At 44.6% G+C, this 13,135-nt stretch carries 11 protein-coding genes; 2 read left to right on the forward strand and 9 right to left on the reverse strand.

Annotated features, from left to right (window positions below; translation table 11 throughout):
- The first annotated feature begins 6 nt into the window (after window positions 1–6).
- Together norW and A3K86_RS05780 are read left to right on the forward strand one after the other, a co-directional pair.
- Entirely contained in the window at window positions 7–1,146 is a 1,140-nt protein-coding gene (gene norW, locus A3K86_RS05775; protein WP_068328973.1) for an NADH:flavorubredoxin reductase NorW, read from the forward strand.
- A gap of 146 nt (window positions 1,147–1,292) precedes the next feature.
- Entirely contained in the window at window positions 1,293–2,426 is a 1,134-nt protein-coding gene (locus A3K86_RS05780) for a ribosomal protein uL16 3-hydroxylase (RefSeq protein ID WP_068328975.1), read from the forward strand.
- Between the two features lie 144 nt (window positions 2,427–2,570).
- On the opposite strand, the gene A3K86_RS05785 is transcribed toward A3K86_RS05780, so the two are convergent.
- The 9 genes from A3K86_RS05785 to moaE form a co-directional block, all read right to left on the reverse strand.
- On the reverse strand, window positions 2,571–4,664 hold the full coding sequence (locus tag A3K86_RS05785; RefSeq protein WP_068328980.1) for a methyl-accepting chemotaxis protein: 2,094 nt from the start codon (window positions 4,662–4,664) through the stop codon (window positions 2,571–2,573).
- 263 nt (window positions 4,665–4,927) lie between these two features.
- Complete coding sequence (gene oppF / locus A3K86_RS05790; RefSeq protein WP_068328986.1) at window positions 4,928–5,914, reverse strand: murein tripeptide/oligopeptide ABC transporter ATP binding protein OppF; 987 nt, start codon at window positions 5,912–5,914, stop codon at window positions 4,928–4,930.
- Complete coding sequence (gene oppD / locus A3K86_RS05795; RefSeq protein ID WP_068328988.1) at window positions 5,914–6,879, reverse strand: ABC transporter ATP-binding protein; 966 nt, start codon at window positions 6,877–6,879, stop codon at window positions 5,914–5,916. Before oppD ends, oppF begins: the two co-directional genes overlap by 1 nt.
- A gap of 156 nt (window positions 6,880–7,035) precedes the next feature.
- Complete coding sequence (gene oppC, locus A3K86_RS05800) at window positions 7,036–7,947, reverse strand: oligopeptide ABC transporter permease OppC (protein ID WP_068330249.1); 912 nt, start codon at window positions 7,945–7,947, stop codon at window positions 7,036–7,038.
- A gap of 17 nt (window positions 7,948–7,964) precedes the next feature.
- The gene (oppB, locus tag A3K86_RS05805) at window positions 7,965–8,885 is read right to left on the reverse strand and encodes an oligopeptide ABC transporter permease OppB (RefSeq protein WP_068328991.1); all 921 of its coding nucleotides are present in this window, start codon (window positions 8,883–8,885) and stop codon (window positions 7,965–7,967) included.
- 80 nt (window positions 8,886–8,965) lie between these two features.
- A complete protein-coding gene (locus A3K86_RS05810; RefSeq protein WP_068328995.1) occupies window positions 8,966–10,600 on the reverse strand; it encodes an ABC transporter substrate-binding protein in 1,635 nt (544 codons plus the stop codon).
- 451 nt (window positions 10,601–11,051) lie between these two features.
- Complete coding sequence (locus tag A3K86_RS22815) at window positions 11,052–11,216, reverse strand: hypothetical protein (protein WP_162844290.1); 165 nt, start codon at window positions 11,214–11,216, stop codon at window positions 11,052–11,054.
- A gap of 552 nt (window positions 11,217–11,768) precedes the next feature.
- Complete coding sequence (locus A3K86_RS05815; protein WP_084406522.1) at window positions 11,769–12,305, reverse strand: hypothetical protein; 537 nt, start codon at window positions 12,303–12,305, stop codon at window positions 11,769–11,771.
- Window positions 12,306–12,687: 382 nt separating this feature from the next.
- Window positions 12,688–13,134 carry a molybdopterin synthase catalytic subunit MoaE gene (gene moaE / locus A3K86_RS05820; protein ID WP_068328998.1) on the reverse strand — a complete coding sequence of 149 codons (447 nt, stop codon included), beginning with the start codon at window positions 13,132–13,134 and terminating at the stop codon, window positions 12,688–12,690.
- Between the last annotated feature and the right edge of the window lies 1 nt (window position 13,135).

Raw genomic sequence — 13,135 nt, forward strand, 5'->3', positions numbered from 1 at the left:
CAACGCATGAACGAACAACTCATTATTATTGGTAGTGGTTTTGCTGCCTACCAATTGGTTAAGTCGATCCGCAAGATTGATCAGCACAGCCCAATCACTGTCATTACTGCCGATAGCGGTGACGATTACACAAAGCCAGATCTCAGCCATGTGTTTTCGCGTCAGCAAACAGCCAGTGATTTGATCAAGCAGTCAGCACAAACATTTGCTGAAGCGAATAACATTAACTTATTAACGCACAGTCGCGTTGATGCAATTGAGCCATCAAACAAACAGGTTCACATTGGTGAGCGCACACTTAGCTATTCAAAGTTAGTGCTTGCCACTGGCGCAGCGCCATTTGTACCACCTTTTCAAGGTAACGGCACCGAGGAAATCATCACCCTAAACAGCTTGATGGAGTATCAACAACATCAAGACAAAATAGCGGCGGCAAAGTCGTTACTCATACTGGGAGCCGGGTTAATTGGCACCGAAATCGCGATGGATTTAGCCACTGCAGGTAAAAAAGTCACGCTATCAGATAAAGCTACACATCTGATGCCGAGCCTGTTATCGCCGACGATCAGTAGTACCCTATTTCAGACACTGGTTGAAGGTGATATCACACTAAAATTAGGCACAACAGTTAGCAGTATTCATCGTCACCACCAGCAACTTATTGCCGAATTTGAAGATAAAAGCTTAGTGGAATACGACGTCGTTATTGCAGCAATGGGATTAAAACCGAACCTTGAGTTAGCCAAGCAAGCAGGGATCACCACCCAACAAGGAATTGTAGTCGATAGCACCCTACAAACTTCAGCCCCAGATATTTACGCCCTTGGCGATTGCGCTGAATTTGATGGGAAAATACGTGCCTATTTACAGCCCGCGATGCTAAGCGCAATGGCACTCGCCAAGACCTTAACTGGCACCATAACGCAGGTAGTACTGCCGCCAAGTTTGATCAAAGTAAAAACACCGTGGCTTCCTTTATCACTGGCTGGAGATACCAGTAATCCAACGGCAAAATGGGAAATCACAACCGATGCTAACGGTATGATGGCAAAGGCAATTGATCCTGAAAGCAATCAGCTACTTGGGTTCATTGTCAGTCATGACCAACAAAAAAATGCCTTCCCACTACTAAGGCAATTAAGTTAATTTCTCGTCACACATAACCAACCATGGCGCTGTGCACACCAGCGCCATGGCTCGCTTTTAATACCTAACCAAAAACCTGAAAACTCCCGCCCCTTTCAGTGCGAATACGCTATAATCGCCGCTCACGCACATCGAGTTAACATTACATGTACCAATTTAACTTCAACTTCGAAGAATTCCTTGCTGAATACTGGCAAAAAAAACCAACCATCATCAAAGGTGGCTTTAAGAATTTCGTTGATCCTATTAGCCCAGACGAGCTTGCTGGGCTTGCGATGGAAGATGAGGTCGATTCTCGCTATATCGCCCAACATGATGATGAGTGGGACGTAAAACACGGTCCATTAACTTTTGACGATGTGCCTGAAGATCACTGGTCTTTCATTGTTCAAGCCGCTAACCACTGGCACGAAGGCGCAGCGCAATTAATCACGCCTTTCCGCCAGCTACCAAATTGGTTAATGGATGACTTGATGATCAGCTATTCCACTCCAGGTGGTGGTGTTGGTCCTCACATTGACCAATACGATGTATTCATTACCCAAGGTTCCGGTAAACGCCATTGGCGAGTGGGCCCTAAACGCGAAGACTATGAAGAAGAGTTTCGCCACCCAGCACTACGTCAAATCAAATCTTTCGAACCTATCATTGATGATGTGTTAGAGCCGGGTGATATCCTGTACATCCCACCGGGTTTCCCACATGATGGTTATGCGATTGAAACTTCAATGAGCTTCTCGGTTGGTTTCCGCTCACCAAAGAAACAAGAGCTACTTAGCAGTTTTGCCGATCACGTGATTGCCAACGAAATTGGTGATGTTCACTACCATAATCCAGATCTACCAGCACGCCAATGCAGCGGAGCCATCTTAGATGCCGAACGCCAAGGTCTGGAAAACATGCTGCGTAGCCTGCTGGATCATCCACAACTCATGAAAGACTGGATGGGTGAGCACCTGAGCAATAACCGTCACGAGCTAGACCTTATTGCTGCAGAACCACAATGGGAAAACAGTGAAGTACGTGAATTCTTAACTCAACCAGAGGTACTTAAACGCCTCAACGGTTTACGCGCTTTCTACTACCCAGAAACGCCAACCGTGGCTTACATTCACGGTGAACGCTTTACCCTGCCATCAGAGTGTGAGCAAGTGATCCCACTACTATGTGACCACGAAGAAGTTACTGGTGAGATGCTAGGAGAAATGATCGAGCACCCAGCGGTAATTGATTTTCTCACTCAGCTTATTAACCAAGGTTACTGGTACCCAGCGGAGTAAAATCCGACACTGAACCTAAAAATTGAACAGTGAAATTCACACAAAATAAAGCCGAATCCATTGATTCGGCTTTTTACTATTCAAATCGGGAGATTAATTTTTCAGCCACAGATACGGGCGATTTTTATTAACGCTCCCTAATGTCTACACCTTAAATTGAGTCGCAAGCTGTTTTTGTTGCTCAGCAAGGGCTGTCAGACGTTTACCGATATCTGCAGAACTCGCAGCTTGATTTAAGATATTTTCACTCAGTTCACGAATGTTCGATACATTACGGTTTACTTCTCCCGATACCGCTTGCTGTTCTTGCGCGGCACGCATAATTTGCTCGTTCATGGACTGAATAGCACCAACCGATGAGGTGATTTGCTGCAAACTCGTCACCGCCTGTGACACTTGTGTTGCGGTATCACCAGCAAGATGATTTCCTTCCTCAATCGCCATAACCACGCTTCGCGTCCCCTGCTGAAGCTGCTCAATCACTTCTCGGATCTGACCAACCGAATCTTGTGTTCGACTTGCCAACTGACGTACCTCATCAGCGACCACGGCAAAGCCTCTTCCTTGCTCACCCGCTCGCGCCGCTTCAATGGCCGCGTTTAGTGCGAGCAAATTGGTTTGCTCTGAAATCCCACCTATCACCTGCAAAATTTCATCAATATTTTTACTACTGCTTGCCAGTTCATTCGCTACTGGTACTGCTTGCTCCATCCGTGACACCAAATTAGTCATTGAGTCAGCAGAGGCTTGCACAATTTCTTGTCCGGCTTGAGACGCATCATTCGCTTGCTGAGCAGCATCGAGCGCAGTGTGAGTGTGTTGCACCACTTCACCAGCAGTTTGGGTCATCTCTTCCGACGCTGTCGCCACCATATCGACTTCTTTAAACTGTGCTTGGCTGCCATCACGGCTATTAGCTGCGACCTTAGCCGCTTCCGCAGCCGTTGTATCTACTTCATCAACTGCCACTACTACTTGCTTCATGGTTTGCTGAAGCTTATCGAGGAAGCGATTAAACCACATCGCTAATTGCCCAAGCTCATCATTTTGCTCGAGCTTGATCCTTTGCGTTAAGTCCCCTTCACCACTGGCAATGTCCTCTAATCGAGCGGCTAACATTTTAATTGGCGCCACTAATTTCGCCGATGCCACCAGCACAGCGGCTAAACCAATGATCGCCATTACCACACTGACCTGCAGTTGTACTTGTGATGATTCAGCACGTAGAGCGCCAATTTGCTGATCCAGCAACTGCGCTTCAGCCAACACTTTGGCTGCTGGTAATTGAATCACAATCGCCCAACGAGATTGCCCCAACGCCACAGGCATATACGCCATTAACCATTGTTGATCTGCACTCCAAGCCAGATATTCTTCGCCTTTAGCCAGCCAACTTGATAATTGAGCAGGAAAGCTCGCAATAGTATTTGTACTTTGTCCAACCTGAGAACTATCTTGATCCCACGCGATAAGCATTCCATTGTCACTGAGCAAACTCACCTTACCGACACCAGCAAAAAGGTTATCATCAACCGCTTTAATCACCCCTTGTAACGCTTGAAGGTTAATATCCAACCCCAGAACACCTACGTTTTTACCGTCAACCACCAATGGCACCGTTATTGAGCTATAAAGCTGATTATATTTACGCTCTGGAGTCAGTACGCAATGGTCATTTTGCGCCAGGCTACAACGAAAACGAGATGAGGTAGCAATCTGAGATTCTTCGACAATGCGCTGCTCGGTTTCACCTTGAGGCGATATTTGCCAGTAAGGTGCAAACCGCCCTTGGCTATTTGCCCCGACATAATCAGCGCCATGGTAATTGCCATCTTCACCATCAAGAGCATCAGGCTCAAACACCACAAAAGCCCCCTGAATATTGCTAAAACGTTTCACGGTACGGTGTAGTAATTCATTAATGGAGCCACGAAGTTCTGAGCTATTGGTATAGTTTTCTTCGGCATTAAATTTTAAAAACAGTACGCTTTGCGCCAACATTTCAGCACGGTAAGCCGCTTCATCAAGGTATCTACGTACATAAGCCGCTTGACGCTGAGCCTGTGCTCGAACCAAAGCTTGTGACTGACTTCTTAACGATGAAAAAGTCTGCTCACTCACTAATTGCTGGCTTTGAGAAGAGAAATAAAACGAAAGACTGGTTAATACCGAGATGGAGGCAAGTAAACCAAGTCCGGCAAATAAGGTAATTTTCCATTGCACGGAAAGAGAGCGCATAACGACATCCTTGTTACAACATAATTGAGCAATCTCACCTTTTATACCTGTACATCCTATATCAGGCAAAGGTGAACAACATGTTAAATCTACCGATTATTTAGCACTTTATCAATATGTTAAATCATTGACTGTATGGCCATTTTTATGGCGCAAAAATCGTCTTCAAATAAGATCGAACATAAAAAAAGCGCGGCTTTAACACCGCGCTTAAAGCCTGTCACAGGCTCGAATTATTAAGCTGTCATTTTAAACATGAACTATCAAAGGTGGATACACGCAGCAGCATGTACTTCGTCACCCACTAAGCTTGGTTTTTGGCTTGAACACGCTTCTGTCGCTTGTGGACAACGAGTTCGGAATACACAGCCAGAAGGTGGACTGATTGGCGACGGTAACTCACCTTCTAATAGTTGAATGGTTTTATTACGCTCTTTATCTGGATCTGGAATTGGCACCGCAGACATCAAAGCTCGGGTATAAGGATGGCGAGGCTCTTCAAACAAGGCTTCACTTTCCCCAAGCTCCACCGCATTACCTAGGTACATCACCAATACACGATCAGAAATGTGCTTAACCACTGACAAATCGTGAGCAATGAAAACAAGGCTCAGCCCCATTTCTTTTTGCAGTGATTTGAGCAAGTTAACAACCTGCGCCTGAATCGATACATCCAGTGCTGATACTGGCTCATCACAGATGATCATCTTAGGTTTTAGGATAAGTGCACGCGCAATACCAATACGCTGACACTGACCACCAGAGAATTCATGCGGGTAACGGTTAATCACGTTAGGCAGCAGACCCACTTTGGTCATCATCTGCTTCACTTGTGATTTCACTTCATCGTCTGAGAGTTCTGGATAAAACGTTTTTAGCGGCTCTGCAATAATTTCACCAACTGTCATACGCGGGTTAAGCGATGCCAGCGGATCTTGGAAAATCATTTGGATTTCTTTGCGCTTCTCACGCAAGCCTGAGTGGTCCAGTTTCGTCAGATCTTGACCCAGCCACACTACGTTACCGTCAGTTGCTTCCACCAGACCGATCACAGCACGAGCAAAGGTCGATTTACCACAGCCTGACTCGCCTACTACGCCTAAGGTTTCACCTTCATATAAGCGAATGTCTACCCCATCTACCGCTTTAAGCTTCAGTGGCTTAGCCCACGGCCATGATGATTTCGCTGCAATGTTAAAGTGAACTTTTAGATCTTTAATATCTAACAGAAGATTCTTTTGAGTATTCATTACCATGTCCCCACATCAGAAAAACACGCACGTAAACGACCTTCAGCGAACGCTTGGAGATCAGGTGCCTCTTGCTTACAGCGGCTTGATACACGGTGGCAACGCTCCTGATACGGACAGCCCACCGGCAGACGAAGTAAGTTTGGTGGGTTACCCGGAATGGTTGGCAACTCTTCACCTTCGGTGTCTAAACGAGGGATAGCGCGTAATAGACCTTCTGTGTAAGGGTGAGACGGCTTATAGAAAATTTCATCAATTTTGCCGTACTCCATGGTACGTCCTGCGTACATCACCAGCACTTTGTCACAACTACCGGCAACCACCCCAAGATCATGGGTGATCATGATGATCGCAGTATTAAAATCGCTTTTTAGCTCGTTCAGCATGTCCATGATCTGAGCTTGCACGGTTACATCCAACGCTGTGGTTGGCTCATCGGCAATCAGCAGCTTAGGACGACACAACAATGCCATCGCAATCATTACACGTTGACGCATACCGCCTGAAAACTCGTGCGGATACATGGTAATACGCTTACGTGCTTCTGGAATTTTAACCGCATCCAGCATACGTACAGATTCTTCAAATGCTTCTGCTTTGCCCATACCTTTATGAAGCATCAACACTTCCATTAGCTGATCGCTAACTTTCATGTATGGGTTCAATGAGGTCATTGGGTCTTGGAAAATCATCGCAATTTGCTCAGCTCGAACTTTATTAAGCTCTTTCTCTGGCAAATTCAAAATATTGCGACCTTCAAATTCAGCGCTACCAGAAATAACACCGTTCTTCGCTAATAGACCCATGATTGCGAATACTGTTTGACTCTTACCCGAGCCCGATTCGCCTACGATACCCAAGGTTTCACCTTGGTCTAATGAGAAATTGAGGTTGTTTACAGCAGTTACGATCCCGTCTTGAGTGGTAAATTCCACACGTAGATCTTTGACATCTAATAGGCTCATTGCTTCCTTCCTTATTTGCAATGAGCTAGCGCGGTGTTGCGAGGTAGGGAGCGCTAGCTCGTGCAATATCCATTAATTCGTTCTGCTTTTTCGCTTGCTCTTATCCCGTGCGTTTTTGTGTGCTTATCAGTAATAAGAGCTAAAGCTGGTGATGAATTATCTGTCTTTCGGGTCTAGTGCATCGCGTAGACCATCGCCGACATAGTTGAAACAGAACAAAGTTACGACCATAAATGCAGCCGGGAACAACAATTGCCAAATAGCAATTTCCATGGTTTGAGAGCCTTCCTGCAATAATGCGCCCCAGCTTGTCATTGGCTCTTGTACCCCAAGGCCAAGGAAACTTAGGAATGACTCGGTTAGGATCATCGAAGGTACAAGTAGCGTTGAGTACACTGCAACAATACCTAATACGTTTGGAACGATATGGCGAGTGATGATTCTCCAACGACTGACACCACACACTTCCGCCGCTTCAATAAACTCTTTACTACGTAGAGAAAGCGTCTGACCACGAACAATACGGGCCATATCAAGCCAAGAGATGGCGCCAATCGCGACGAAAATCAGCATGATGTTTCGACCGAAGAAAGTCACCAATACAATCACAAAGAACATGAAGGGAATTGAGTACAAGACTTCAAGAATACGCATCATGATACGGTCAGTACGACCGCCAATAAATCCTGATGTCGCACCGTAAAGCGTACCAATCACAACCGCGACAAGGGCACCCAGAATACCCACCATCAGTGAGATTCGACCACCAATTAAGGTACGGGTGTATAAGTCACGACCTAAGCTATCGGTACCAAAAAAGTGACCTTCAGCACCTAGGCTTGGTGCTGCGTGCAATGCGTACCAATCGGTATCATCAAACGCGTATTGACTAAACATTGGACCAAAGACAACCGCCAAGCTGATCAGAATTAAGATCGTTAAGCTCACCATTGCCGCTTTGTTACGCATAAAACGGTTACGGGCATCTTGCCATAAGCTGCGTCCTTCAACTTCTAGCTGATCAGAGAACTTCTCGACAGCTTCAACGCTTTCCTTTTTCACTAACATCATCTGCCTGTCCTCTCTTAGTAACGAATCTTAGGATCAATGTACGCCAGTACAATATCCACTACTGCGTTGAAGATAATGGTCAAAGTACCAATCAGAATGGTCACACCCAATACCAATGAGTAGTCACGGTTAAAGGCTGCGTTAACAAACAGCTTACCGATACCTGGAAGACCGAAGATAGTTTCAATAACCACCGAACCTGTAATGATGCCGACAAAAGCTGGGCCCATGTATGACACAACAGGTAACAGAGCAGGTTTTAGTGCGTGTTTAACAATGATGTATGGGTAACTTAGCCCTTTCGCACGAGCGGTACGAATGAAGTTACTGTTAAGCGTTTCGATCATGCTACCGCGGGTAATACGTGCGAACGTTGCAACATATAGCAGCGACATACCAAACATAGGTAGTAGCATGAATTGCAGTGAACCGTCTTGCCAGCCCCCCGCAGGTAGCCAACCTAAGTTAATTGAGAAGATATAGATCAGAACCGGGGCGAGAATAAACGACGGCATCACCACCCCGGCCATGGCGGTGGACATTATAGTGTAGTCTATCCAAGTATTCTGCTTCAAGGCGGCAATGGTTCCCACCGTTACCCCCATCACCACAGCAAAAATAAAGGCGAAGAAACCAATTTTTGCTGACACTGGTAGGGCTTTACTGATCAGCTCATTTACAGTGAAGTCTTTGTATTTAAATGATGGACCAAAATCGCCCTGCAGAATATTACCTAGGTAAGTGGTGTATTGATCGAACACCGGCTTATCTAGACCGTATTTAGCTTCAATGTTTGCCATTACTTCCGGTGGCAGCGGACGCTCTGATGAAAATGGGTTACCTGGTGCGAATCGCATCAAGAAAAATGAGATAGTGATTAACACCAACAGCGTTGGAATTGCTTCCAAAATCCTTTTAGCAATTAATTTAATCATAATTTCTACCGAACTTGTCTGTGACAGAAAGGGCACCACACCCAACCCTGGGTGTAGTGCTTATTTATTATGCTTGCTGTTTATTTGTCAGCAATGATGTACATGTCTTTCGAGAAGAGCTTATCTTCAGCATTGTTCATCGCTACGCCGCCAACATTAGGTTGAACAAGACGCGCTTTCACGTACTGATAGATAGGCGCAATTGGCATGTCTTTCGCCAGAAGTTTTTCAGCTTGAATGTAAAGTTGCTCACGCTCTGCTTCTGAGGTTGAAGCCAGCGCTTTTTCCATAACCGCATCGTACTCTTTGCTGTGGTACTTAGGGTCATTCGAGCTATTGTTACTTTGCATTAGTGATAGGAAGCTTGATGCTTCGTTGTAGTCACCACACCAGCCCGCACGCGTTACATCGAAGTTACCTTGGCGACGGTTGTCTAGGTAAGTCTTCCACTCTTGGTTTTCCAAGTTAGCTGTAACACCTAGGTTCTTCTTCCACATAGAAGCGATAGCGACCGCAATCTTCTTGTGGTTTTCAGAGGTGTTGTACAGAAGCGTAAACTCAAGTGGGTTTGCGTTACCAAAGCCAGCAGATTCAAGTAGCTCTTTCGCTTTAGCATTACGCTCTTTTTGCGATAGCTGACCGTATTGCGGCGTTACTGGGTTAAAGTTAGCTGTAATTTCCGGAGTTAGGAAATAAGCAGGTTTCTGACCTTGACCCAATAGTGCTTTGGTTACGACATCACGATCGATAGCGTAAGACAGCGCTTTACGTACACGAGGATCGTTGAACGGAGGCTTGTCGTTATTGAAGCCGTAGTAGTACGAACATAGGTTACCAACGATTTGTACTTCTTCTGCGTGCTCTTTTTGTAGACGACGGAAGTGCTCGTTTGGTAGTTCATTAGTAATATCAATCTCACCAGATAGGAAGCGGTTCATTTCCGCTACTTGGTTTTCGATTGGTAGGTAAGTTACTTGGTTAAGTACTGTGTGCTTGTCATCCCAGTATTGTTTGTTGCGCTTAAGCACGATGCGCTCATTCACAACCCACTTATCTAGAATAAAGGCGCCATTACCAACAAAGTTTTCTGGTTTAGTCCAATCATCACCAAACTTCTCAACCACTTTACGGTTAACAGGTTTCACCGTAGTGTGACCCATCATTTTTACGAAGTAAGGTACTGCAGATTCAAGCTCGATTTTCAGCGTGTTAGCATCAACTGCGGTTACACCCAGTGTTTCTTTATCGGCTTTACCTGCAATGATTTTCTTCGCATTCTTCATGGTCGTCATTTCTAGATACCATGAGTAAGGAGAAGCAGTTACTGGATCAACAGCACGTTTGAAACTGTATACAAAGTCTTCAGCGGTAACAGGGTCACCGTTAGACCATTTAGCATCTTTGCGAAGGTGGAAAATAAACGTGCGGTTGTCTTTGGTTTCCCAGCTTTCTGCAACACCAGGGATAGTGTTACCGTCGCCGTCTTGGTTAACCAGACCTTCAAGTAGGTCACGGATAACGTTTGATTCTGGTACCCCTTCGGTCTTGTGCGGGTCAAGTGAAGCGACTTCGGTACCATTACCACGAACTAGCTCTTGTGTAGCTGCCAGCTTTACACCCTCAGGTACTTCTGCAGCCAGTGCCGAAAACGATGCCGCAGAAACGGCTAAACCAGCACTTACTAATAACGCCTGAGTGATTTTATTCTTATACATGCATAACTCCAATACATTCTATCGTTGCGTCCATGACCTCCTTCGGTAGGCTCTAATATTCGAGCAATATTCACGTCATTAATCCTAAACAACGTAAAACAAACCGAAGAATTGCTCAAAACACTAACAGGCATTGAAGTAATTTGCCACAAAATCATCACAAAAAGCCGTATTATTCTTAATAAACCCTGAACAAGCAGTGATATAGTTCAAGCCCCCAATGAAAATCAGGGTAAACATTCAACAAATCATTAAAACAAAGTAATTTCCGCCAAATAAGCCAAAAAAGACTCATTTTTGAATAAATAATTATTAATTTGAATAAAAAATCAGTGTTTTTGACCATTGCTAGCACTCATTTTCCGCACAGTCTGCAACAAAGATCACATTGATGTAACATACAAACAAAAAAAGCGCCTTTCGGCGCTTCATTTGAGAATAGTTATTAATCTTACTTGTTTTCGCTGTCGATATTAAATACTTGCTTATCTGGGCTCACAGACTGCTGCTTTTTCTCTAGCAGAGCTTGCTCTTCATTTTCTTGGTTATCCTGACCAATACCTGCCTCGGCTAGCATTTCCTTCATACGCTTATTCGATACACGTTTATGCTTCATTTAACCCTCCGATGTTAAACTAAACCTAGCAATAAATATGTTAGGTAACTCTAAGCATGGCACAATTTGTGCGTGTCTCTGTCATCTTTTAATAACAAAACGGAATAAAAAAGAGCCCATTAGATTAACTTCTCACAACAATCTTTTTTCGTGTAATTCAAGTACCTAGCACACTCTAATAACGCTACTATCAAAACTGAGAGCTGTATTAAGGTTTTTTCCTGGCTTTTAGTACTTTATCTCTCATTCCGTTCCCGTTCCGTTATTTGATGTTGAGAGTTGAATATGAGACCAGCAGGTTGTTTCTCACGCCCAAGTCCTTCCCGTGTTCGTCATGGCTACGTGCCACCAGCGCACAAAGCGAAAGACGGCAGCAGTGCTAAGTAAGTTATTTAGTAACGGCTCAAGCACAACCCTATAGCCCCTGAATATCAGGGGCTATTTTTATCTATATATGATCGCTAACGAGACTACCTTTCGTCACCACATAAAAAAGCCAGTCAACGACTGGCTTTACACGCATCATCCGCAATCACAACAAGTAAATAGGTATTAGTGCACAGGGATCTTCACTACCCACACTTCATGGTGATCTTTTATATACTCGCCAGATTCAGCCAAACTTTTTAAGTAAGCAAAACGGTGATGCCCTTCTAGCAAGTTAAACGGTGCCTTCAATAGTCGACCATTCGTCGCATATAAGTCACGTTCATATTCCAAAACAATTGGCGGTACTGGCCAGGTGCCATTTTCCTGCATGTTCTGTACTAACCAGCTACGTTGAAATAGTGGGTTGCTCATACGACGTGACAATTTATCGATCACATCTTGATGTGGCGTACAAATCTGATTAAGGATCTGCTCGCTATTCCAAGTTTGTTTACTAAATGTCATCGCACTGAAGTCTAACCATCCCCAGTTACATAGCACCCCTTTCCAATGACGGTATAGCCACTGTTCGAGAACTTCATCAGGGAACTGAGGCAGCATGGTGTGTGCTCGCACGCGCCAAGTATCCCAAGATTCACAATGACGTTCACCAAAGCCTTCTGGGGCAATGTCGTAGAGTAAGCGATCGCTCCTGATCATAATTTCTCTCCTTCTATTGCATGATACTTGTTCACTACTTCTTCAATCTCATAAATCTATATAACCATTCACCAAGAAGGGTTATTTATGCTGTTAAGTTGAACATAGCACAGAGCTTTATGAAACAAAACCCGAATATTAAAGAAAGATTATTCACGACATTGTTATAACAATGTAATTACTTCTGGCGATCAGCTTAGAAATAATCGTGATCTAGCAAAGTTACATAGTTGTTAACGCAAATGGTTAAATAGAAAGCTATGTGAGGAATAAAGAGACTGGATAAAAACAGAAATGAATGGTTATGAAAAAAGGAGCTCATTTGAGCTCCTTTTACTTTTGTTCGCTAAAACGCGTTTATAACGTTGTGCTGATCAGGATATTATGACTTCCAGCGATCCGCTGCTGTCGTATCCGTTTCGCGGGCATCAACCCAGCGTGTTTCTTCAGTGGTACGTTCTTTTTTCCAAAACGGTGCTTGAGTTTTTAAGTAATCCATAATGAACTCACATGCTTGGAAAGCAGCACCACGGTGAGCACTGGTTACGCCAACAAAAACAATTTGATCGCCTAGCTCTAAATCACCCACACGGTGGATAACACGAGTATCTAATAGCGGCCAACGTGCTTTTGCTTGATCAACAATGTCGTTAAGTGACTTTTCCGTCATACCTGGGTAGTGTTCCAGCGACAAGCCCGTGACATCATCACCTTGGTTAAAGTCACGCACTTTCCCGACAAAAGTCACTACCGCACCCGCGCTAGTACCTTGAGCAAGGCGTTCGTATTCATCCGCAACTGAAAAATCAGCTTCCTGTACAGAGATCATC

It is taken from the genome of Photobacterium jeanii (genome assembly GCF_001650345.1).
Classification (GTDB): domain Bacteria; phylum Pseudomonadota; class Gammaproteobacteria; order Enterobacterales; family Vibrionaceae; genus Photobacterium; species Photobacterium jeanii.